This window comes from Myxococcus xanthus (genome assembly GCF_006402735.1).
Classification (GTDB): Bacteria; Myxococcota; Myxococcia; order Myxococcales; family Myxococcaceae; genus Myxococcus; species Myxococcus xanthus_A.
Window position 1 is genome coordinate 7,488,958 of the sequence record NZ_CP017174.1, and the last position, 21,774, is coordinate 7,510,731.

Below are 21,774 nucleotides of genomic sequence, written 5' to 3' on the forward strand. Positions count from 1 at the left end.
CTTCGACGCGCCCCACCTTGAAGGCAGCCATGGGCGTTTCCTGGAAGGACAACATCGACGTCGCGGATGCGCTGGAGCGCGTCGCGGACCTGCTGGAGGAGCAGGACGCGATGCCCTTCCGGGTCGGCGCCTACCGGAAGGCCGCGGACACCATCGCGCAGTGGCCTCAACCCGTGGCGGAGCTGCTGGCCGAGGAAGGTGAAGCAGGGCTGCGCAAGCTCCCGGGCGTGGGGAAGAGCATCGCCGCGGCGATGGCGGAGCTGATTCGCACAGGACAGCTTTCCCTGCTCCAGCGGCTGGAGACAGACCACTCTCCGGAGCAACTCCTGGCCAGCGTGCCGGGCATCGGCGCGGGGCTGGCGCGCCGCATCCATGACGAGCTGAGCGTGCGGACGCTGGAGGAGTTGGAGCAGGCCGCACACGACGGACGGCTGGAGCGCGTGGAGGGCTTCGGCCCCCGGCGCAGCGAACAGGTGCGCGAGCTGCTGGGCGCACGGCTGGGCAGGGAGCGGCGCGGCGCCGCGCGCCGGAGCGAAGGACGGGATGAAGGCCCCCGGCCGGACGTGGGCGTGCTGCTCCAGGTGGACGAGGAGTACCGGCGGCGCGCGGACGCAGGCGAGCTGCGCCGGATTGCGCCGCGCCGGTTCAACCCCTCTGGCGAAGCATGGCTGCCTGTGCTCAGCAAGAAGCTGGAGGGATGGAACTTCCGCGCGCTCTTCTCCAACACCGCGCTGGCCCACCAGCAGAATGCCACCCATGACTGGGTGGTGCTCTACTTCGACCAGGAAGGCGACGAGGGCCAATGCACCATCGTCACCGCGCATGGCGGTCCGCTCGACGGCCGGCGTGTGGTGCGCGGACGCGAGGTGGAGTGCCTCGCGTACTACGGCGTGGAGTCCGAGGAGGTCGAAGCCCCGCAGCCCGGGGCCTGACGCGCCAGCACGTCAATCATGCAGTGAGATGTAATGGATGAGGGCGGCGTAGAACTCCGGCTCATCGAAGGCGTCCGGCCCGACCCCCACCACATCCACATGGTCCTGAGGCACCACGCTGGACATGGACGTGCTCTGCGGACGCGATGGCGCGTTCAAATCATTGAGCGCGGGAATGGACGCGTCGTCCGTCACCGAGTCGAAGCCGAAGAAGGCGTCGTGGTAGCGCAGCCGACGCCCCATCTGCTGAGAGTTGATGCCCACCATGCCATCGTCATCCGCCTCGTTGCGCACGCCGTCGCCGCAGCCTGCCGCGCCGTCGTTGTCCCCATCCCCCGCGCAGTAGCCGTTGCCGTCGATGTCGAAGAGGAACTCCTTCAACAGGTACAGCGCCGGATTCACATTCCCCCCGAACTGCGCGGTGATGAGTGACACGTAGCGCTCCGCGTAGTTGCTGCTCACCGGATACTTCTCGTTGAAGACCTTCATGCCCGTGACGACACCGTCCGAGGATGAATAGTCATTGAAGACGAGCTGCTTCGCCGCGGCGTAGGCATCATTGCCCGGCGCGTAGACGGAGTCGCCGTAGTAGCGCGCCAGCGCCGCGATGACGCTGGTGACGCCCGGTTTCTGGTCGAGGATGTACTTCGCCACCGGCGAGCCCCGGTGCGGCGAAGACACACTGGCCAGCACCGCCACCGACGTGGCGCCCCTTCGCTCCCGCAGCACGCGCGCCGCCTTCCGCGCGTCGATGCCCCCTTGAGAGTGGCCAATGATGCTCACCTTCGAGGCCCCCGTCGTCGCCATGAAGCCCTCGATGTCGTCCGCCAGGTCCAACCCGCGGACCTCCGAGGACTGGAACGCCGCCACCTGTGCAACGAAGGCGCGCTGTCCCGGGTCGAGGTCGCTGTTGCAGTTCGTGTCGAAGCGCGATTCACAGGCCTCGCCCACGAAGGTGCCGAAGTCGTTCCCCCAGTAGTCGTAGCCGAGCAGGTCATCGAACCCGCCCATGCCGTGCGCGAACACCACGGGGTATTGCGTCTTCGCCGCGCCGGCCCAGGACGCAGGAGCCCCTCCCAGCACTCCGGCGAACAACCCCGTCATGACCACCCTTTGAATCCGATTCATACGTCCCCCCTCGAATGCACCGCAGGGAGGATTGGAGCAGTGGATACGCGGCTCAAGTCACCCGAAAGCGAGCCGCCATCACCCAGGCGACACCCCAGCCCTCGAGCTGTCTTGCGGGCCGCATCCGAAAGCCCGCCCCGGTGACACAAGCCCCCGGGGCGGGACGTGGACTCAGGGCGCAGGCGAATACAATCCGGCGGAGGACAGCGAGCCGCTGGGGCCCAGACCTCCCGACACCAGCACGCGGCCAGAGCCCACCAGCGTCACCACACTCGCGCTGGTGAGCGCCGTGGGCAGCGTTCCGGCGCCGTGCCATTGACCACTGGCCGGGTCATACACCTCGGACGAGGCCAACAAGCCCACGGTGCCTCCTCCGTCACCGCCCAACACCAGCACGCGGCCGGAGGGCAGCAGCGCGGACATCGGCCCGTAGCGGGAGTGCTGCATGGACGTGAGCGAGGTCCAGGTGCCCGTCGCCGGGTCGTAGAGCTCAGCCGTGGCGAGCGCCCCCCGCGAGCCCCAGCCTCCGGCCACCAGCACCTTGCCCGACGGCAGCGCCACCGCCGTGTGTCCATAACGCGTCCCGGACAGGGAGCCGGTGAGCGTCCACTGCCCCGTGGACACGTCATAGAGCTCCGCCGAGGACGTGTCTCCGTCCTGCGTGTTGCCTCCCACCACCAGCACCTTGCCGGACGGCAGTGACGTCGCGGTGTGGTACTGCCGACGGCGGCTCATCACCCCGGTGGCGGTCCACGTCCCGGTCGCCGCGTCATACAGCTCCGCGGTCGCCAGCATGCCGGAGAAGCTGGAGCTCATCCGGCCTCCCGCCACCAGCACCTTGCCATTGGGCAGCAGCGTCGCGGTGTGGCGCGCACGCGGCGCAGCCAGCGCACCCGTGGAAGTCCACGTGCCCGTAGCCGCATCATAGAGCTCCGCCGAGGGCAGATAGCTGGACGACGTGCCCTGGCCTCCCGCGGCCAGCACCTTGCCATTGGGCAGCAGCGTCGCGGTGTGGAGATAGCGCGCGGTGAGCAGCGTGCCCGCCTGCAGCCAGTGGCCCGTGGCCTCGGAGTAGCGCTCCGCGCCCGTCAAAGCCGTGCTGCCATTCGCGGTGCCACCCGCCGCGAGGACCTCGCCCGAAGACAACACCGTCAATGAATGGTGATACCGCGCGGACAGCATGACGTTCGCCGCGCGCCAGGGGAGCGTGGGCGGGACGTAGCGCTCGGCGGAAGCGGTGCGCAGGACGCCGTCCGGGCTGCCGCCCGCGACCAGCACATCCCCCGTTCCCAGCAGCGCGGCGGTATGGCCCAGCCGGCTGGTGCCCATCGAAACAGTGGAGGTCCAGAGCGCGTTGACAGGGTCATACAATGCAGCGCTCTGGAGGTAGGGCTCGCTGCCGTCCGAGCCACCGGTGATGAACACCTCGCCGGAGTGCAGCACCGTCGCGGTGTGGTGCGCGCGCTCGACGGGCATCAGGTTCCCCGCGGAACCCCAGACACCTGTCTCCACGGTGTACAGCTCCGTGCTGCGCGTCGCGGTGATGTCATCCACCAGTCCGCCGGACACCAGCACCTTGCCATTCAGCAGCGCCGTCGAAGCATGCCCCGTGCGCGGCGAGCTCATGGCGGCGGTGGAGGACCAGGTTCCCGTGGCGGGGTCATAGAGCTCCGCGGTCCGGAGGACGGTGCCCCACGAGTTGGAGCGCCCGCCCGACACCAGGACCTTGCCATTGGGCAGCAGCGTCGCCGCGTGTCCCATGCGCGGGACGGTCATGCTGTGGGTGGCGCTCCAGGTCCCCGTGTCGGTGTCATACAGGCGCGCCGTCCTCAACGCGGTTCCCGTGCCGTCCTCGCCGCCCATCACCATCACTTTGCCGTCGAGCAGCAACGTGGCGGTGTGTCCCGAGCGAAGGGAGTCCAGGCTGCCGGTGGAAGACCAGGTCCCGGTGGCCACGTCGTACAGCTCCGCGGTGCCGGTGGTCGCGGCGGCGACGTCACCGCCCACCACCAGCACCTTGCCGGTGGGCAGCAGCGTCGCGGTGTGGCGCCGGCGGATGACATTCATGCTCCCCGCGCTGAGCCACCGCGCGGTCGCCACGTCGTATTGCTCGGCGCTCGTGGAGGACTGGCCACCAGCGACCAGCACGCGGCCATTGGGCAGCACCGTGGCCGTATGGTCCAGCCGCTGAGTGGACATGCTGGGGGTGCCTACCCAACTGACGGAAGCGAGCTCGGCGTCCTGGGTCCATGGCTCATTCAGCGCGTCTGCAAAATCCTCGTGTGAGCATCCTGCGAACACGAGCGTCATCAAGAGCGCGGCCTTGCGGCCGAACCCGACAGGTTCAAACATGAGTGGGGGTCCTTTGTGTGACGGGGGGATGCGCGGAGGGACCGCGCCCGGCGCCTTTACCCCAGCCCTGCACGGGCGGACCATCGCACCACCCAAAACTGAACACATTCAACACATGGGGCATTGGGCACCCACCCGTGCGGGGTGAAAGCCAAAGGTTGCCGCGCCAGGCCATGCAATTCGCGCAATTAAAGAATTGCCAGCCATGCGAACGACGACCTGTATTGAGACGCAGCCCGGGGCAATGAGCACCCATCCCGCCGTCGCGCCACGAACCGCCGTCCTTCTCCGCACGGGCATTCACCAAGGGATGAGACTGCGCTCGCGGCGCTCGTGCTCGCCGCCGCATCTCCCCGCCCGCCCGCACCGCTCCACCACGCCCCAGGACGGGAGACCCTTCGCGGGTTCGCCATTCTGCTGGTGCGCTTCTTCCACCGCCGCCTCCTTCGAATCCTCCCGGCCTGTTTCGTAGGGCTGACTGTCTACGCGCTTGTCCCAGGCGCGCATGAACAGAGCACCCTGGCGCCGCTCTGGCGGTTCCTCGCCTTCACGATGAACCTGAGCCTGGAGGGCAGGACGTTCTCCCATGCCGTGCAAGTCCGCCCTACGTGAAGGACAGGAACGCTCGGAGGGGCGCAGCGGCGACAAACGCGCGGCATCTATCGATAATGCAAACTAATCTCAAAATGAAAATATGAACCATCCAGAGCTCCTTGACTCGGACGGTGCCGCTGTCGACCCGCGGAGCGACGTGGCATATCCGCCGGAACGTCCCTCGGTTTTCGCGGTCACGTTTCGGAGAACTTCCCATGCGCCGTTTCCATCGCCCGCTCGTCGCGGCACTGTTCGCCTCCGGTCTGGCTACCGCTCTTCCCGCCGCTGCTTTCGAGCTGAAGCATGAGACTGGCACGCTGAGCGTGCCAGCCACGCCGTCCCGCCTCGCCGTCTATGACCTCGGCGTGCTCGACACGCTGAACGCGCTCGGCATCCGTGCCGTGGCCGTGCCGAAGTCCACCTTCCCGGCCACGCTGTCCGCCTACAACGGCAATGGCGTGACCCAGGCCGGCAGCCTGTTCGAGCCCGACACCAAGGTCCTCGCGGAGCTGAAGCCGGACCTCATCGTGGTGGGTGGCCGCTCGCGGAAGCAGGCCGAAGCCCTGAGCGCGCTTGCGCCCACCGTGAACATGTCCGTTCGCGCCGACCACTTCGTGGAGGACGTGACGGGCCAGACGCTGGCGCTGGGCAAGTCCTTCGGCAAGCAGAAGGAAGCCGACACGCTGGTGAAGAGCTTCGAGAAGGAGCGGGCGGCGCTGAAGAAGCTGACGGGCGGCAAGTCCGCCGTGATGCTGTTCACCCTGAATGGCAACGTCATGGTGCACGCGCCCGGCGACCGCTTCGGTTATCTCCACGAGCTGACGGGCTTCAACGCCGTGGTCCCGAAGGCGGAGGGCAGCAACGACGGCCCGCGCCCGCAGGCCGGGTCGCCCGAAGCGAAGGCCCGTCAGGAAGCCGCGGCCGCCCTGCTGAAGAAGGCCGTGGCCGCCAACCCGGAGTGGCTGGTGGTGCTGGACCGCGGCGCCGCGACCGGCGGGGGTGAGAACAAGGCCCTGGAGACGCTGGCCAAGCACCCGGAGCTCAGCCAGACCCGCGCCTTCAAGCAGGGCCAGGTCATCGTGGTCGACGCCCCGAGCTGGTACATCGTCGGTGGCGGTATCGCGAACGTGACCAAGCTCGTCCAGGACATGGCCCGCGGCCTGAAGAAGTAGGCCCTGGCGGTCAGCCTCTCCCCAGGGCGGCGCGAGTCACCGCGCTGGGGAGCGGCGTTTCACGCCCCCGTCAACTGCTCGCCGACGTGTACCGGCGGATGGAGCGCAGCCACACCTGACGCGAGCCCCAGGCGAAGAGCCCCGCGCCCACTACCGCGCCCACGAGCGACTGGGGCGGCAGCCGGCCCAGCATGGCCTGCGCCGGGAAGGTCGTCATCAGCGCCAGCGGGATGACGTACGTGAAGACCATCGTCAGCGCGCCGCGCCCCACGCCCTGGAACACCGAGGACGGCCAGCGCGCGAAGTCGAAGATGGACGTGAACAGGTACGTCAGGTTGTCCACCCGCACGACGAAGAACGCCGCGCTCACCGTCAGAATCCACAGCGAGTAGAGCAGGAGCGTGCTCGTCCCCAGCAGCAGCACGGAGGCCAGCAGCCCCGTCACCGACGGCCACCGTCCCAGCAGCGTGAAGGCGTAGGCGAACAACCCGATTCCCGTCAGCACGTTGAAGGCCCGCCACGGTTGGAAGCGCTGCGTGGACACCAGGAACTGCGCGTCCGCCGGCTTGAGCAACACGAAGTCCAGCGTGCCCTTGCGGATGTGCTCCACCACCCCCGTGAGGCTGGGGTTGATAGCGCCCTCCAGGATGCCCTGCAGCAGCGTGAACCAGCCCACCACCAGCAAGGCCTCGCCGAAGCTCCAGCCCTCGATGTTGGGCCGCTCGCTGTAGACGACGAACAGCGGCGCCAGCGCCGTGAAGGTCCAGAAGAGGGACGTCAGCCCCTCCGTGAAGAAGTCCGCGCGGTACTGCAGGGACAGCAGCCCCGACGCCTTGAGTTGAATGCCCAGCAGCCGCAGATAGCGCTTCACCTTCACTTCAGCCCCCGAACGCCGCGAAGCGCCGCACGCCCTGCTTCCACGTCACCGCCGCCAACACGCCCAGCACCGCCACCCAGGCCCACTGGGCCGCAAGCAGCCGCAGGGACTCCTCCCAGCCGTAGGCCCCCGTCAGCATCTCCACCGGGACGCCAATCTGATAGCGGAAGGGCAACCAGTCGATGATGGTGCGCAGCGTGGGCGGCAGCAGCTCCACCGGGTACATGTAGCCGGAGCACACGAAGAAGAGCACCAGCCACACCTCCAGCACCTTCTGGCTGCTCTCCAGGAAGAAGCACAGCGCGCCAATGGCCACGTTGGCCAGGAAGGCCACGGCCCACCCGCCAATCACCGCCAGCACGACGAAGCCCCACTGCCACGCGTGCTGGGGCACCGCCTTCTGCCCCACCAGCGCCACGCTCAGCAGAATCACCGGCACCGCGACCATCAACCGCATGGGGAAGGCGGCGATGCTCTCCACCGCGTAGGCCCACAGCGGGGAGATGGGACGAAGCAGGCGCATGGCCAGCGTCCCCTGCTTCACCTCCCAGTTGATGAGCCACGCCGCCCACGACGTGGCGAGCTGCCGCACCGCGAAGGTGGCCAGGAAGTAGCTGATGAAGTCCGCCTCGCCGAAGCGGCCCACGGGCGCCTCGCGTGACACCGCCATCCACAGCACCATGTTGACCAGCGGCATGGTGGTGGACAGCACCCAGATGAGCATCTCCGCGCGGTAGGCCACCGCCTCCGCGAACCCCACCCGTAGCAGCGTGGGAAAGGCGCGCAGTGTGGTCCGGGCGCTCATGCGGACACCGGCTCCGACGCCGCCGCCCGGCGCGCCTTCGACTCCGCGAACAGCTCGCTCATCACCTCTTCCAGCGGCGCGTTCTCCACCGTGAGGTCCATCACCGGCAACGTGGACAGCGCGCGGGTGATGGTGGCGTTGACCGCCTCCTGCTGGACCTGGAGCACCGCGGTACCGGGCTCATGCGTCACCACCCGGCCCAGCGGAGACAGGCGCTCGGCGTCCACTTCTGCCGACAGGCGCAGCACCACGCGCTTCTCCGGCCGCACCCGCTGCACCAGCGCGTCCAGGCCGCCGTCGTACGACAGGAGGCCCTTGTCGATGACGATGACGCGGGGGCATAGCGCCGCCACGTCGTCCATGTAGTGGCTGGTGAGGATGAGCGTGGCGCCGTACTTCTCGTTGTACTCCTTGATGAACGTCCGCATGGTGGCCTGCATGGCCACGTCCAGCCCGATGGTCGGCTCGTCCAGGAAGAGCACCCGCGGCTGATGGATGAGCGCCGCGGCCAGCTCGCACTTCATCCGCTCCCCCAGCGACAGCTGACGGGTGGGCTTGCCGATGAGGTCCCCGATTTCCAGGAGCTCAATCAGGTCCGACATCGTCTTCTTGTACTGGGCCTGGGGCACGTCGTAGATGGCGCGGTTGAGTTCGAACGTCTCCGCCGGAGGCAGGTCCCACAGGAGCTGCTGTTTCTGCCCCATGACGAGCATGATTTTCTTGAGGAAGGCCTCCTCCCGCTTCTGCGGGACATGGCCGTCCACCGTCACCTCGCCGTCGGAGGGATAGAGCAGGCCGGAGAGGACCTTGAGCGTCGTCGTCTTCCCGGCGCCATTGGGGCCCAGGAAGCCCACCCGCTCCCCAGGGCGGATGTCGAAGGAAATCCCATCCACGGCCTTCACCGTGGTGTAGCTACGGTGGACGAGCGAGCGGAGGGCCGCCTTCAAGCCCGGCGGGCGCTTATGGACTTTGTAGTGCTTGCGAAGGCCACGAACGGAAATCATGTGCGACCAGGATTTAACGCGGTCTCCCCCTCCATGGCGATCTCGCCGTTGACGGCTTGGCGGGACGACAATGGTTTGGCAACGGCCGCGGAGGGACGCGGCCCCACAGGTGAAGGCTGGGTTCGATGAGCAACGCATACAGCAAGGACCTGGAGCGATGGATGCCGCGGCTCATCGCCGTCTGGCGCGCGTCACGCGGCCGGGGCGGTGGCGGCGCCCCGGAGACGCGCCTGACGCCCCAGGAGGTGAAGGAGGTGGCCGCGGGTGTCCGCCAGCTCTCCCTGGGCCTCACCCGGGAGCGGCAGCTCGCCGGCGCGCGGTACATGGACGACCCGAAGCTCCTGGGCGCCTATCTCCTCTTCTACTGGCCGGTGTCCTATGCGCAGGCCCGGCAGGTGCTCGGCGAGCTGCCGAACCGCCCCCGGCAGGTGCTGGACCTGGGCAGCGGTCCGGGCCCGGTGGCCTTCGCCGCCCTGGACGCGGGCGGGGGCCAGGTCACCGCCGCCGACCGCAGCAAGGCCGCCCTCACCCTGGCGCGGAACCTGGCCGCCGAGGCCGGTGAGGCCCTGGCCACCCGAGACTGGGACCCGACGAAGAAGGGCGCCACGCTGCCCGAAGGCCAGTTCGACCTGATTACGATGGGCCACGTCGTCAACGAGCTGTACGGCACGGGAGACGCGGCCACGGCCCCCCGCGCCGCACTGCTGGAGACGATTCTAGCGAAGGTGAAGCGCGGCGGCAGCCTGCTGGTGATGGAGCCCGCGCTGCGCGAGACGAGCCGCGGCCTGCTGCACGTGCGCGACGCCATGGTGGCCAAGGGCTACGCCGTCCGCGCGCCCTGCATGTACCGCGGCCCCTGCCCCGCCCTGGTGAAGGAGACGGACTGGTGCCACGCCGAGCGCGCCTGGCCCATGCCTCGCGTGGTGGAGGAGCTGGCGCGCGCGGCGAGCCTGCACAAGGAATCGCTGAAGATGAGCTACCTGGTGCTGGCCCCCAAGGACGAGGCGTGGCCGGAGCTGACGCCTGGGCGACTGTTCCGCATCGTCTCCGAGCCCCTGGAGGGCAAGGGCCGGCACCGCTACATCGGCTGTGGCCCCGAGGGCCGCGTGGGCCTGGCGATGCAGGAGCGCCACCGCAACGAGCGCAACGAGCGCTTCCTCAAGCTGAACCGGGGCGACGTCATCTCCGTGACGGAGACGGAGCCCAAGGGTGACGGGCTCGCGCTCGACGAGCGCACCGAGGTGCGGGTGGTGGCTCCCGCGGGCAAGGGTGTGCCGCCCCCGCCTCCGAAGGAGGACGCGCCCTCGAGCCCGGGAACCGGCCCACGCCCGGGCGCGCCCTCCTGAGTGAAGCACCCGGCCCCTGACTCCCCGGGGCCGGAAGACGCATGGCCTGGCTCAGTGCCGGGCCTGGGCATCGCCTCCCGTAAGGACGTCGCACATGTGGCGGAAGGCCTTCACGCCGTCCTTCATGGCGCCCACCGCGCCCTGCGCGAGGACGGTGGCCTGCACGCGAACCAGCCGCAGCCGGCGCGGCGCGGGCATGTGAGGCGAAGTCGAAGGACGGATGAGCGAAGCGATGTTCATGGCGTGCTCCGTGGGGTGTGGGAGACAGCCGGCAGTCTCCATGCCGTCCGCGAAGCCCGCGTTGCGGCGCGGTGAACTCGCCGTCACATCGTCCGTGGCATGCCTGACAGAGCGCCCTCCGGGCAGGAAGCCCGCCGCACATTCCAGACCACCTGCCCCCGGCGGACGGAAGGCCCACGGCGGGGCCCCTGTTAGGGTCAGCCGCTCCCACCGCTACGGAAGGCCTGCCCGTGTCCGTGTCCCACCGGCCGCTGCGTTCGCTGTACCCGCCCCTGGAGCCCTACCGCACCGGACGCCTGCGCGTCTCCGGTGGGCATGAGGTGTACTTCGAGGAGAGTGGCAATCCGGAGGGCAAGCCGGTGCTCTTCGTCCACGGGGGGCCCGGCGGAGGAACGGACCCGCGCCAGCGCCGCTTCTTCGACCCGACCGCGTACCGCATCATCCTATTCGACCAGCGTGGCTGCGGACGCAGCACCCCGCATGCGAGCCTGGAGGAGAACACCACCTGGGACCTGGTGGCCGACATGGAGCGGCTGCGCGAGTTCCTGGACATCTCCCGGTGGCAGCTCTTCGGCGGCTCATGGGGCAGCACCCTGTCCCTGGCCTATGCCCAGACACATCCCGAGCGCGTCTCGGAGCTGGTGCTGCGCGGCATCTTCCTGCTGCGCAAGCAGGAGATTGACTGGTTCTATCAGCGAGGCGCCAGCGCCCTCTTCCCGGATGCCTGGGAGTACTACCTGGAGCCCATCCCCCCCGAGGAGCGCGGGGACCTGCTGGCGGCCTACCACCGCCGGCTGATGGGTTCCGACGTGAGGGCGCAGCAGGAGGCCGCGCGCGCGTGGAGCGTGTGGGAAGGACGCACCAGTTGCCTGTACCCCAACGCGGAGCTGGTGGCGCGCAACAGCGGGGACACCTTCGCGCTCGCCTTCGCCCGCATCGAATGCCACTACTTCGTCAACCGGGGCTTCCTGCGCGGCGACACCCAGTTGCTCGACGACGTGCACCGCATCCGCAACATCCCCGCCGTCATCGTCCAGGGGCGCTATGACGTGGTGTGCCCGCCAGAGAGCGCCTGGGCCCTGCACAAGGCCTGGCCAGAGGCGGAGTTCGTCATGGTGTCCGACGCGGGGCACTCCGCGAACGAGCCGGGCAATACCTCCGCGCTGGTGGAAGCCACGGACCGCTTCCGCGGGCGCTAGCGCCGGCTCACGTCAGCGCCGGAACCGCCGCCGTGTCGCGCTCCGAGTCCACGCGGCGGAAATAGAGGATGACCCACAGGCCCACCAGCGCGGCCACCGTCACCATGGCTTCGCCCGCGAACGCCCCTGCCTGCTTTCCCCACGCCGCGGTGGCCTGCTTCCCCACCACCACCGTCAGCGTGTTGAAGAAGGCATGGGCGCCCACCGCGAGCCAGTACCACTTCACCTCGTCGCGGATGAAGCGCTGGAGCACCACCACCGACAGCGCGATGTGCACCACCATGGAGCCCAGCCGCTCGTAGGCCCCCAGCAGCGGCATCCACCAGTCCAGCGCGGCGATGGTGGCCTTGGCCTCCACCACCTGCGCCACCTGCTCCGGCTTCAGCGGCAAGGTGGAGGGGTCCAACGCTGACAGGGCGATGACGTTGACGAGCCCCAGCGCCGACAGCCCGCCCACCAGCAGCGCCGACTCCAGGCCACCGTGGCCCACGCCGAAGCCCACCGCGTCGCGCCAACGGCGGAAGTCCTTCAGCGGCTTGCGGAAGGCCCACAGCCGCGCCGTCTCCTCGAAGAGGCCCGCGGTGAGGGACAGCACGACAATCCAGACGCCCAGAAGCACCGAGGACGTCTTCAGCGCGTCGCGCATGAAGTACTGCGCCACCTGCACCAGGGGCAGCCGGGTGAGCAACTGCGACAGCGCGAACGCCGCCGCGCCCCAGCCCACCACCTTCCAGGCCACGCCCAGCCGCCGGCGCGCCCACAGCACCATGCCCACCGGCATCAGCACGTCGAAGGCAATGGCGACCGCGTAACTGGTGACCAGCCTCGTATCCACAGCGTCCACGCTGCCTCTCCCCTCCAGGAAGCACAGGTTCCTGACGCCCAGCATCGAGGACACCAGCGAAGCGCCGCCCGAATCCAGGGGAAAGTGCCGGCCTCCAAGACTTAACGGCTTTGACCCGAAAAACAGGCGGGGCCGCTCTCTGCGGGGTGGAGCCTCCGGGCCCGCCATTCCCCCAGCAGAAAAGGCAGACGCCATGCAGCTTCCAGGACACCTCCACCGGACGGGCCTCGCGGCCCTGGTGGTCCTCACCACCCTGCTCAGCTTCCTGCTCCCCGCGCATGTCCTGGCGGCGGACCGGGGCGCGTGGGCACCCAACATCCCGTACACCGTGGGCGACATCGTCTCCCATGGAGGCAAGGGCTACGACTGCCGCCAGTCGCATCACTCCATCGTCGGCTGGGAGCCCCCCAACACACCGGCACTCTGGCTGGAACGTACGGGGAACCCACCACCGGACACCCAGGCTCCTTCCGCTCCACCTTCGCTCACGTCGACCGCGAAGACGCATGAGAGCGTGTCGCTGTCCTGGGGCGCCGCCACGGACAACGTGGGCGTCACCGGCTACGAGGTCTTCACCAACGGGGGCACGGCCGCGTCCGCGACCACCTCGGGCGCCACCAGCGCCACGGTGACGGGGCTCTCGGAGAACACGACGTACACGTTCACCGTGAGGGCGCGGGACGCCGCGGGCAACCGCTCCGCGGCGAGCAACGCGCACAGCGTGACGACCTCACCGCGTCCCGCGCCCGACACCGTGCCGCCCTCCACGCCCGGCGCCCTGCGCTCCACCGGCGTGAGCAACAGCAGCGTGTCGCTGTCCTGGAGCGCGTCCACCGACAACGTGGGCGTCACTGGCTACGAAATCTTCGTCAACGGGGGCAGCAACGCGTCCGCGACCACCTCGGGCGCCACCACCGTCACGGTGACGGGCCTGGCCGCGAACACGACCTACTCCTTCACCGTGAAGGCGCGGGATGCCGCGGGCAACCGCTCGGCGGTGAGCAACAGCGTCTCCGCGACGACGGGGACGCCGCCCGCGGGGAACAAAATCATCGTGGGCTACTGGCACAACTTCGACAACGGCTCGACGAACATCCGGCTGCGGGACGTCTCCGCGAAGTACAACATCATCCAGGTCGCCTTCGCCGAGCCCGTGGGTGGCCCGGGCTCCGGCCGCATGGCCTTCGCGCCGTACAACTCGAGCATCGCGGACTTCAAGGCGGACGTCGCCCTGCTCAAGAGCCAGGGCCGCAAGGTGCTCATCTCCATCGGCGGCGCGAATGGCACCGTCCACCTGGATGACGCCACCACGCGGCAGGACTTCGTCACCAGCATGCAGGCCCTCATCGACACCTACGGCTTCGACGGGTTGGATTTGGACCTGGAGGGCAGCTCGCTGTCTCTCAATGGCGGCGACACCGACTTCCGCAACCCCACCACGCCGCGAATCGTCAACGTCATCCAGGCCACGCGCCAGCTCCTCAACCAGAACGGCCCGGGCTTCATCCTCACCATGGCGCCCGAGACGGCCTACGTCCAAGGCGGCATGGCCGCGTACGGCGGCCCCTGGGGCGCGTACCTGCCGGTCATCCACGCGCTCCGAGACAGACTGACGTACCTGCACGTGCAGCACTACAACACCGGCACCGTCATGGCGCTCGACGGCCGGGCCTACGCGCAGAGCACGCCGGACTTCCACGTGGCCATGGCGGAGATGATGCTCCAGGGGTTCCCCGTCGGCGGCAATCCCCAGGCGATGTTCCCAGCGCTGCGGCCGGACCAGGTGCTCATCGGCCTGCCGTCGTCACCGCAGGCGGCGGGCGGCGGGTACACGACGCCGGCCAACGTGCACAAGGCGCTCGACTATCTGCTCAAGGGCCAGCCCTTCGGCGGAACCTACGTGCTGCGCAATCCCGCCGGCTACCCCGGCTTCAAGGGCCTGATGACCTGGTCCATCAACTGGGACGCGTTCACGAACTTCGAGTTCTCCGACAGCCATCGCGCGTACCTGGACACCTCTCCCTAGAGAGCCCCGGCGCGAGGGTGGCGGTCGCTGGATGACAGCGGCCGCTACCCGCGACAGTGCCCCAGCTCGGCCCGCGCCTCCGCCGTCTCCTGGACATAGGCCGTGCGCCACACGGACAGCTCCTCCCAGGCGCGGCGGGCCTCTCCGCAGGCCTCTTCCACCGCGCCCGTCAACCGAAGCGCCCGCGCGAGCCGGCGGCGCAGCCTGGGAACGCGGGCGGAGACCACCTGCCGGGCCGTGAGGTCCGCCAGCGCGGTCCGCAGTGGCGCCAGGGCCTCGGAGGGCTGACCTCGCGCGAGATGGACGTCCCCCAGCAGCAGGAGCGCCTCGATGCGCTCGGACGACGAAGGCCCCAGGTCCCGCTCCATGGCCACGAGCGCCTGGTCCACGTGACGACGGGCCTCGTCCACCTGCCCTAAAAAGAGGAGAGCATCCGCCAGGTAGCGCAGTCCCGAACCGTCCACCTCCCCCTTGTCGGCCAGGGGCCGCTGGAGCGAGACGCCGCGAGCGTGGAAGCCGCGGGCCTCGTCCGGACGCCCCAGGAGACGCAGCAGCCGGCCCACCTCGTGCGCATCCAGCGCCACCTCCGGGTGGGTGGCGCCATAGGCACGCTCGCGATGCGCCAGGAGGCCTCGGGCATACTCCAGCTCCGGCAAACGCTCGCCCTGCTCGCCCAGCACCCCCAGCCGATTGGACTTCACCCCTATCAACACCGGGCTGTCGGCGGCCACGCTCTTGAGCGCCACGGCCCAGCTCTCCTCCGCGGCCTCCCGCGCCTGGGCCCCATGCCCCCGCTCGAAGTAGACGAGGGCCAGGTTGGACAAGGTCCGGGCCACCGACAGGTTCTCCGCACCCAGCGTCTGGCGAAGGATGCCCAGCGCCCGCTTGAGGACGGCCTCGGCGCTCGATAGCTCCCCCAGGAGGGCCAGCGTGCCCCCCAGGTTCGACAGGGCCCGTCCCGTGTCCCGGTGCGCCAGCCCGTGGTGCTTCTCATGGACGCGCAGCGCTTCCTCCTGCCAACGCTTCGCCTCCAGCAACCGCCCCTGTTGCCGGGCCAGCAATCCCAGCCGGCCGTTCAGCTCCGCGCGCGCGAACGTCTGGCCCCGGGCGCTGGCGGTTTCCAGCGAGGCACGTAGCAGCGACTCGGCCTCCGAGAAGCGGCCCTCCTGCTCCAGGAGCTCCGCCTGCACCTGGTCCAGCAGGGTGTCCAGCTCGGCGTCTCGCAGCGTCTCCGCCAATGCCCGGGCGCGATGGAGGAAGGGCCACGCCTCCTGGGGCCGTCCCATTCCGTACCCATGCAGCCAGGCCTGGAAGTGCAGCACCCGCGCGAGCACGCCCAGATGCCGCCCTGCCTCGGCCGCCAGAGAGCCCTGGACCAGGGACTCGCGCGCGTCCTCGAACGCCCCCGCGTCCTCCTGCAATCGCGAGCAGAGAAGATGCGCCTCGGCTTCCAGCGGCCGATGATGGGTGGCGAGCGCGCGCTCCCGGGCGGCCAGCGCGATTCGCAGCGCCTCGGGGGTATGCCCCGCGAGCCTCTCCGCGTTCGCCCGCGCGAGCTCCGCGCGCACCGCGTCCACCTCCGCACGCGCCTTCGGGTCCTCCGGCGGAGACACGGCCTCCTGCAACGTGCGCACGTCCGCGCACCCGCCCACGCCCCCGAGCGAGGCCCCCAGCCCGAAGCCCCGCTCCACCGTCCGCGCGTCCGCGCCCTGGAGCGCCACCGTCAGCCGCGACAGCTCTCCCAGCCGTTGGTCCAGGCACGTCATCCGCAGCCCCAGCGCCGCTTCCGACTGCTCGCCGAAGACACGCGTCGCCTCGCACGCGGACTGATGCGCGCGCGTCCAGTCCTGCGTCCACTGCTCCAGCGTGGAGGCCACGGCCTGGAACGAGGCCTCGGCCGCGGGGGCTCCCGTCCCCAGGAAGGCCTGACGCGTGGCCTCACGCACGGACGCGTCCCAGATGCCCTCGAGGTGCCGCTCACTGCCCTGGCAGGCTTCGCTCGGCGCCGCCGCGGAAGGCCCCAGCACGAGGAACCCCAGGCCCACCAGTCCTCCCGCGAGCACCGCCGTGGCCGCGCTGCGCTTCCAGGCCCCCACCTCCCGCGCGAGGCGGGCTCGCAGCACCTGCATGGACTCGAAGCGCCGCGACGGGTCCACGGAGAGGCCCCGCCGCACCACGGCCTTGAGCCACGAGGGCACGCCCCGCTGCTCCGGACGCACCTCCTGGCGCTGCATGGACGCCAGGAGTTCCTCGCGCGTGGCACCCGCGAAGGGCCGCTGCCCGTTGAGCGCCTCGTAGAGCGCGACGCAGAAGGCGAACTGGTCCGAACGGGCATCCCCCCGCTCTCCGCGAAGCTGCTCCGGCGCGCCGTAGGCGGGGGTCCCCAGGAAGGTCCCCGTGACGGTGAGCGGCGCCTCGCCGGAGTCGATGGCCGCATCCTCCCGAGGAGGCCCCAGTCCCACCGCGGCGTTGGCCAGGCCAAAGTCGGTGATGCGCACCTGACCGTCGCGCGTCAGCAGGACGTTGTCGGGCTTGAAGTCGCGGTGGATGATGCCCAGCGCGTGCGTGGCCGCGAGCCCATCCGCCGCCTGGATGAAGCGCGCCAGGATTTCCCGGCGCGTGCGCGGCTTCTCCGCCAGCCACCGCCGGAGCGTGCCGCCCTCGACGAGCTCCATCACCAGGAAGAGCTGTCCCTGGAACTCGCCCACGTCATGCAGCCGGGCGACATGGGGATGCGACAGGCGGGCCATCGTGCGGGCCTCGCGCTCCAATCGCTGACGCGCCTGGGCCAGCGAGTCCTCACCGAGCCTCGCGAGGTTCAGCAGCTTGAGCGCCACCTTGCGGTCCAGCTCCGGGTCATAGGCGGCATGGACGCGCCCCATGCCACCTTCGCCGAGCAGCCCGAGCACCACGTACCGTCCCACCCGCGCACCGGAGACGAGCAGCCCCGTGTCAACCAACGGGGGAGGATTCTCCAGCCCCCCTAGCGCGGCAAGCACGCTCCGGCACTCCGAGCAGCCGGAGACATGCTGGCGCACCGTCGTCATGCCATCCGGGTCCAACGCGCCGTTCGCAAACCCCGACAGTGCGTTCTCATCCGGGCAGCTCATTCGCGCCCCTCCAGCAGGCCCGAGAGGCTCAAGTCCAGCCGCCCATGGATGGCGCGCATCACGCTGTCCACTTCCGGCTCGGGCAACGACAGGCGTTCAGCGAGCGCGCGCCGCGTCCGCTTCTCCAGCAGCGACTGCACCGCGGTGAGCCGGCGTGACAGGGTGGACTTGTGCAGGTCGAACAGGGCGCCCATGCGCTCCAGGGAGAGGCGCTCGACGAAGTGCAGCCGCAGCAACTCCCGGTCCTCATCGTCCAGCGAGGCCACCGCCCGGACAAAGGCCGCACGCACATGCCCCCGGGCCTCCTCCCGCACGAAGCCCAGCTCCAGGCCGCCCGGCGCGGGGTGTGCGGCGAGCACCTCGGCCTCGACGTGGGACTCTTCTCCCAGCGCCTTGCGCATCCGCAGCGCGAGCCGCGTCGCGGAGATGCTCACCCAGTGCAGCAACGGGCCCGCGCCCGCGTAGCCGAGCAACCGGGACGGCGCCTCCGCGCGAGGCATCAAGAGGTTGGCCCGGAGCGCTTGCAACACCTCGTCCGTGAACACCGGCGAGGGGTGGATGCGCGCCAAGGGAACGCGCAGCTTGAGGAGGACCTCCTGCTCCAGGAGCGCACGGGCCGCTGGCAGTCCCTGCGCGCAGGAGAGCGCGAGCGCGACGTCCCTGGCATGCAGTCGCTCCAGCGCGAGCACCGGGTCCACCGCTCGCGACAGCAGCGCCCCCAGGTGTTGGGCGAAGGCCTTGGACTCGGGCGCGGCGGCGTGGAGGGCCGCGGCCAGGGAGACGGCGCGGTCCACGGCCTCCCTGGCACTCGGCGCCGCACGGAGGCGAGCGGAGGACGGCTCGCCAGCGGCTTGCAACACCCACTCGAAGAACTCCGCGTTCGCCCCATGCATCCCAAGCGCTCCTGACATCACGCTGACGATACATCAAGCCCACGATTCAACGAGACCAGGGCCCGGAGTCACCGGGTGCTCAAACCTTCCGCGCGCTCAGGGCCTCGGCCAGCTCCGCGTAGAGGTGGATGGCGCTGCGGATGGACTTCTCCCAGTCGCCCAGGTGCAGGCTTTCATTCTCCGAATGGGCATAGGTGTACGGGTCCTCCACGCCGATGAGCAGCGCGGGCACGCCGCCCAGCTCCTTCGCGAAGGGCTCCACGAAGGGAATGGAGGCGCCGCAGCCAATGGCGACCGCCTTCGTGCCGTAGCCCTTCTCCAGCGCGCGGAAGGCCGCCTGGAACGCGGGGTGAGACGGGTCCGTGTACCACCAGCCGGACGCGCCCTCCGTGTCGAAGTGGACCTCCAACCCCCACGGGCACACCTTGCGCAGGTGCTCCTTCAGGCGCTGCTCCACGTCGCGCGCCTCCAGGTCCGGGACGATGCGGATGCCCACCCGCGCCCAGGCCGAATCACAGATGATGTTGCGCGCGTCCTTGCGGCTGCTGGCCTGGATGGCATTGATGGCGATGCTCGGCTGACGCCAGTTCATCTCCCACGGATGCGCCCCGCCTCCCAGCACCTGCGCGCCCGGCAGCAGGCCCGACTGCGCGCGGAAGTGCGCCTCGTCTCCGGGCAGGGACTGGATGCTCTGGCGCTCCGCGTCCGTCAGCGGCTTCACGCGCTCACGGATGCCTTCAATGGCGATGGAGCCATCCTCGTGCGTCAGCGTGGCCAGCATGCGGCACAGCGCCATGACGGGGTCCGGCACCGGCCCGCCCCACATGCCCGAGTGCACCGCCTGCCGCAGCGCCCGCACCTCCACGTCCACCGTGACGAGCCCGCGCAGCGCGGTGGTGATGGACGGCAGGCCGGTGTCGAAGTTGGACGTGTCGGTGAGGACGATGGCGTCCGCCTTCAGGAGCGCCGCGTGCTCCTGGAGGAAGGCGCCCAGGAAGTTGCTGCCAATCTCCTCCTCACCCTCGATGATGACCTTCACGTTGAGCGGCAACGCTCCCGCGCCCTTCAGCCACGACTCCACCGCGGACGTGTGCACGACGATGCCCGCCTTGTCGTCCGCCGAGCCGCGGCCGTACAGCCGGCCGTCGCGCTCCACCGGCTCGAACGGAGGGCTCTTCCACGCGGCCTCGTCGCCCGCGGGCTGCACGTCATGGTGCGCGTAGAGCAGCAGCGTGGGCTTGCCCGGCGCCTTGAGCACCTCGCCATAGACGTAGGGGTGCGTGCCCTCGATTTCGAGTAGCTGAACGTTTTCAAAACCACGGTCTTTCAACAGCCGTGCAGTCGCTTCCGCGCTGCGTCGTACCTGCGTCGCATCAAAGCCAGGAAATGAGACACTGGGAATCCGGACGAGGGACTTGAGGTCCTCCAGGTACGTCTGCTTCTTCGACTCGAAGTGTGAGAGAGCGTTGTCGGTGGACATGCTCACCCCTTAACCCAAAAAGGCGGGCAGGCGTGCCATGTCCCCGCGCGGATGTTGCGCGGTCCAAGTATCATCCAGGGCCATGTCCGACACCCCGACCCTGCTGCTCGTCGATGACGACAGTTTCGTGCGCCGTATCCTCAAGGACGTCATCGCCGACACAGGCATCGAGCTGCGGCTGCTCGAGGCCGCGGACGGTGAGGAAGGATTGGCCGTGGCCGCGCGGGAGAAGCCCGCGGTGATGTTCCTGGACCTGTTCATGCCGAAGAAGAGTGGACTGGAGGTCCTGGGCGCCATCAAGACGGTGTCGCCCACCACGCGCGTGTTGGTCATCAGCAGCATGGACGCGGAGCCCGTCGTGGAGCAGGCCATGGCGGCAGGCGCCGTGGGCTTCGTGGGCAAGCCCTTCCATCCGCTCGAGATCGCCTCGGCAGTGCGCCAGGCGCTGGCTCACTGACCCCAGGGGTGTCTGCGTGTCGTCTTCTGCTGTCGGTTACTGGGTCGCGGACAATCTCGGACGTGTGCTGGGGCCCCTGGCGCTCCAGGCCCTCCGGGAACTGATTTCCTCCGGACGCTTGAAGGCCGCGGTGCGCGCCTCGCGGGATGGGACGAACTGGGTCGCCCTGCCGGAGCTGCCCGAGCTGAGCGACTTGTTCGCCAGCGCGCGGCCCTCGCCCTCCCTGGAGCTGCAGCAAGCCGAGCGCCTGCGCGCGCAGATGCGCGCCATGCAGAGCCTGCCGGCCCACGAAGTCTTCGGCCTCAAGCCCACCGCCAACCTGGACGAGCTGCGTCTGGCCTACTTCCGCATGGCCAAGCGCTTCACGCCGGACCACGTATCCCCGGACACGCACCCGGAGCTGAAGAAGGTGTCGGCGGAGATCTTCGACTTCCTGTCGCGCCGCATGCGCGACGCGGAGGCCACCTGGACGCAGGCGGCGCAGGCCCCCCGCCCTCCGCCGCCCGTCGTGCCGGCCGCGCCGCCCCGGCCCCCGCCGGTGGTGCACGCGGCCCCCGCGGCGGTGCGCGCGCCCGTCGTGTCCGCCGCGCCCCCGCCGCGCCCCGTGCAGGCCGCGCCGGTGATGGCGCGGGCACCCATTGCCCCGCCGCCGCCCGCTCCGCCGCCGTCCGCGCCTCCACCGCCCGCCCCGGCCATGCGCCGGGCCGCGGCGGCGCCCACCTATTCCAGCGCGGAGTTCGTCGGCCTGGAGCGGCGTTCGGACGACCGCATCCACGCGGACGTGAAGGTGACGCTGCAGAACGCGGGCATCTTCACCGACCACCGCATCATCAACCTGTCATCGGGCGGACTGTTCATCGCCACGGACAAGCCGCTGCGGCTGGGGACGCTGGTGGAGCTCACCTTGCGCTTCGATGAGCCGTCCCGGGTGCTGACGCTCCGCAGCTCCGTCATCTGGGAGAACTCGCTGGAGGACGGAAAGAACCCGCGCGGCTACGGGTTGCGTCTGAGCCACCTTCGCCCGGAGGAGAAGGAATTCGTTCAGAAGTATCTGGCTCGCGCAAAGGACCTGAAAAAGAAGCCCTGAGGCCAGGCGCTACAGCATCTGTCCCAGGAAGACGGCGCCCGTCATCACGAAGGCCGCCATCACGGCCATGACAGCCTTCAGCTCCAGGTCATCGCGGTCCATCAGGTTCATGAAGTTCATCGTCGTGCCCTCCGAGTGTTGCCCCTCGCCCTTCCATACGGGGTGCGGGAAAACCCATTGCGTCCGCCGCCGCCGGCTCCGCTGAAGTTCCCTTGCGGACGGGGCGGT

17 protein-coding genes are annotated in these 21,774 nt (G+C 69.6%); 7 read left to right on the top strand and 10 right to left on the bottom strand.

The features are described from left to right. Positions 1 to 29 precede the first annotated feature (29 nt). Entirely contained in the window at positions 30 to 932 is a 903-nt protein-coding gene (locus BHS09_RS30765) for a helix-hairpin-helix domain-containing protein (protein WP_174259361.1), read from the top strand. A 12-nt stretch (positions 933 to 944) separates the two neighbouring features. Here BHS09_RS30765 and BHS09_RS30770 read toward each other — a convergent pair whose 3' ends face one another. Beyond that, complete coding sequence (locus BHS09_RS30770) at positions 945 to 2,060, bottom strand: esterase/lipase family protein (RefSeq protein ID WP_140799796.1); 1,116 nt, start codon at positions 2,058 to 2,060, stop codon at positions 945 to 947. Positions 2,061 to 2,231: 171 nt separating this feature from the next. Beyond that, positions 2,232 to 4,259, bottom strand: a complete 2,028-nt coding sequence (locus tag BHS09_RS30775) for a Kelch repeat-containing protein (protein WP_237079918.1) — start codon at positions 4,257 to 4,259, stop codon at positions 2,232 to 2,234. Between the two features lie 962 nt (positions 4,260 to 5,221). On the opposite strand from BHS09_RS30775, the gene BHS09_RS30780 reads away from it, so the two are divergent. Continuing rightward, positions 5,222 to 6,178: a siderophore ABC transporter substrate-binding protein gene (locus tag BHS09_RS30780; protein ID WP_140799797.1), complete on the top strand. Its 957-nt coding sequence runs from the start codon at positions 5,222 to 5,224 to the stop codon at positions 6,176 to 6,178. Positions 6,179 to 6,248: 70 nt separating this feature from the next. Here BHS09_RS30780 and BHS09_RS30785 read toward each other — a convergent pair whose 3' ends face one another. Genes BHS09_RS30785 through BHS09_RS30795 form a run of 3 tightly spaced genes read right to left on the bottom strand, consistent with a single transcriptional unit; the run spans position 6,249 to position 8,864 of the window. Further along, the gene (locus BHS09_RS30785; protein ID WP_140794985.1) at positions 6,249 to 7,055 is read right to left on the bottom strand and encodes an ABC transporter permease; all 807 of its coding nucleotides are present in this window, start codon (positions 7,053 to 7,055) and stop codon (positions 6,249 to 6,251) included. A gap of 1 nt (position 7,056) precedes the next feature. Beyond that, on the bottom strand, positions 7,057 to 7,860 hold the full coding sequence (locus tag BHS09_RS30790; RefSeq protein WP_140794986.1) for an ABC transporter permease: 804 nt from the start codon (positions 7,858 to 7,860) through the stop codon (positions 7,057 to 7,059). Beyond that, positions 7,857 to 8,864, bottom strand: coding sequence for an ABC transporter ATP-binding protein (locus BHS09_RS30795; protein ID WP_140794987.1), 1,008 nt, complete (start codon positions 8,862 to 8,864; stop codon positions 7,857 to 7,859). Before BHS09_RS30795 ends, BHS09_RS30790 begins: the two co-directional genes overlap by 4 nt. Before the next feature lie 125 nt (positions 8,865 to 8,989). On the opposite strand from BHS09_RS30795, the gene BHS09_RS30800 reads away from it, so the two are divergent. Then, the gene (locus BHS09_RS30800; RefSeq protein ID WP_140799798.1) at positions 8,990 to 10,210 is read left to right on the top strand and encodes a small ribosomal subunit Rsm22 family protein; all 1,221 of its coding nucleotides are present in this window, start codon (positions 8,990 to 8,992) and stop codon (positions 10,208 to 10,210) included. A 51-nt stretch (positions 10,211 to 10,261) separates the two neighbouring features. Here BHS09_RS30800 and BHS09_RS30805 read toward each other — a convergent pair whose 3' ends face one another. Next, positions 10,262 to 10,450, bottom strand: a complete 189-nt coding sequence (locus BHS09_RS30805; protein ID WP_140794989.1) for a hypothetical protein — start codon at positions 10,448 to 10,450, stop codon at positions 10,262 to 10,264. Between the two features lie 230 nt (positions 10,451 to 10,680). Here BHS09_RS30805 and pip point away from each other — a divergent pair, with 230 nt between their 5' ends. Next, positions 10,681 to 11,649 carry a prolyl aminopeptidase gene (gene pip / locus BHS09_RS30810; RefSeq protein ID WP_140794990.1) on the top strand — a complete coding sequence of 323 codons (969 nt, stop codon included), beginning with the start codon at positions 10,681 to 10,683 and terminating at the stop codon, positions 11,647 to 11,649. 7 nt (positions 11,650 to 11,656) lie between these two features. On the opposite strand, the gene BHS09_RS30815 is transcribed toward pip, so the two are convergent. Beyond that, positions 11,657 to 12,538, bottom strand: coding sequence for a YhfC family intramembrane metalloprotease (locus tag BHS09_RS30815; protein ID WP_140799799.1), 882 nt, complete (start codon positions 12,536 to 12,538; stop codon positions 11,657 to 11,659). A gap of 148 nt (positions 12,539 to 12,686) precedes the next feature. Between BHS09_RS30815 and BHS09_RS30820 the strand changes: the two genes are divergently transcribed. After that, the gene (locus BHS09_RS30820; protein WP_140799800.1) at positions 12,687 to 14,519 is read left to right on the top strand and encodes a fibronectin type III domain-containing protein; all 1,833 of its coding nucleotides are present in this window, start codon (positions 12,687 to 12,689) and stop codon (positions 14,517 to 14,519) included. 44 nt (positions 14,520 to 14,563) lie between these two features. Here the strand turns inward: BHS09_RS30820 and BHS09_RS30825 are convergent, their stop codons facing one another. The 3 genes from BHS09_RS30825 to BHS09_RS30835 form a co-directional block, all read right to left on the bottom strand. Further along, the gene (locus BHS09_RS30825) at positions 14,564 to 17,629 is read right to left on the bottom strand and encodes a serine/threonine-protein kinase (protein ID WP_140799801.1); all 3,066 of its coding nucleotides are present in this window, start codon (positions 17,627 to 17,629) and stop codon (positions 14,564 to 14,566) included. Continuing rightward, positions 17,626 to 18,522: a transcriptional regulator gene (locus BHS09_RS30830; RefSeq protein ID WP_140799802.1), complete on the bottom strand. Its 897-nt coding sequence runs from the start codon at positions 18,520 to 18,522 to the stop codon at positions 17,626 to 17,628. Before BHS09_RS30830 ends, BHS09_RS30825 begins: the two co-directional genes overlap by 4 nt. A 79-nt stretch (positions 18,523 to 18,601) precedes the next feature. Beyond that, positions 18,602 to 20,002: a M20/M25/M40 family metallo-hydrolase gene (locus BHS09_RS30835; RefSeq protein ID WP_174260104.1), complete on the bottom strand. Its 1,401-nt coding sequence runs from the start codon at positions 20,000 to 20,002 to the stop codon at positions 18,602 to 18,604. Positions 20,003 to 20,084: 82 nt separating this feature from the next. Here BHS09_RS30835 and BHS09_RS30840 point away from each other — a divergent pair, with 82 nt between their 5' ends. Continuing rightward, positions 20,085 to 20,459 carry a response regulator gene (locus tag BHS09_RS30840; RefSeq protein ID WP_002635842.1) on the top strand — a complete coding sequence of 125 codons (375 nt, stop codon included), beginning with the start codon at positions 20,085 to 20,087 and terminating at the stop codon, positions 20,457 to 20,459. Positions 20,460 to 20,475: 16 nt separating this feature from the next. Next, positions 20,476 to 21,546: a TIGR02266 family protein gene (locus tag BHS09_RS30845; protein ID WP_237079919.1), complete on the top strand. Its 1,071-nt coding sequence runs from the start codon at positions 20,476 to 20,478 to the stop codon at positions 21,544 to 21,546. Positions 21,547 to 21,774: the final 228 nt, after the last annotated feature.

Bases quoted from the DNA above. Each gene is read 5' to 3' on its own strand.
- BHS09_RS30775 (WP_237079918.1), bottom strand. From the start codon at position 4,259: ATGTCCACTCAGCGGCTGGACCATACGGCCACGGTGCTGCCCAATGGC.
- BHS09_RS30780 (WP_140799797.1), top strand. From the start codon at position 5,222: ATGCGCCGTTTCCATCGCCCGCTCGTCGCGGCACTGTTCGCCTCCGGT.
- BHS09_RS30840 (WP_002635842.1), top strand. From the start codon at position 20,085: ATGTCCGACACCCCGACCCTGCTGCTCGTCGATGACGACAGTTTCGTG.
- BHS09_RS30770 (WP_140799796.1), bottom strand. From the start codon at position 2,060: ATGAATCGGATTCAAAGGGTGGTCATGACGGGGTTGTTCGCCGGAGTG.
- BHS09_RS30800 (WP_140799798.1), top strand. From the start codon at position 8,990: ATGAGCAACGCATACAGCAAGGACCTGGAGCGATGGATGCCGCGGCTC.
- BHS09_RS30790 (WP_140794986.1), bottom strand. From the start codon at position 7,860: ATGAGCGCCCGGACCACACTGCGCGCCTTTCCCACGCTGCTACGGGTG.
- BHS09_RS30820 (WP_140799800.1), top strand. From the start codon at position 12,687: ATGCAGCTTCCAGGACACCTCCACCGGACGGGCCTCGCGGCCCTGGTG.
- BHS09_RS30830 (WP_140799802.1), bottom strand. From the start codon at position 18,522: ATGCATGGGGCGAACGCGGAGTTCTTCGAGTGGGTGTTGCAAGCCGCT.
- BHS09_RS30835 (WP_174260104.1), bottom strand. From the start codon at position 20,002: ATGTCCACCGACAACGCTCTCTCACACTTCGAGTCGAAGAAGCAGACG.
- BHS09_RS30805 (WP_140794989.1), bottom strand. From the start codon at position 10,450: ATGAACATCGCTTCGCTCATCCGTCCTTCGACTTCGCCTCACATGCCC.
- BHS09_RS30795 (WP_140794987.1), bottom strand. From the start codon at position 8,864: ATGATTTCCGTTCGTGGCCTTCGCAAGCACTACAAAGTCCATAAGCGC.
- BHS09_RS30815 (WP_140799799.1), bottom strand. From the start codon at position 12,538: ATGCTGGGCGTCAGGAACCTGTGCTTCCTGGAGGGGAGAGGCAGCGTG.
- BHS09_RS30765 (WP_174259361.1), top strand. From the start codon at position 30: ATGGGCGTTTCCTGGAAGGACAACATCGACGTCGCGGATGCGCTGGAG.
- BHS09_RS30825 (WP_140799801.1), bottom strand. From the start codon at position 17,629: ATGAGCTGCCCGGATGAGAACGCACTGTCGGGGTTTGCGAACGGCGCG.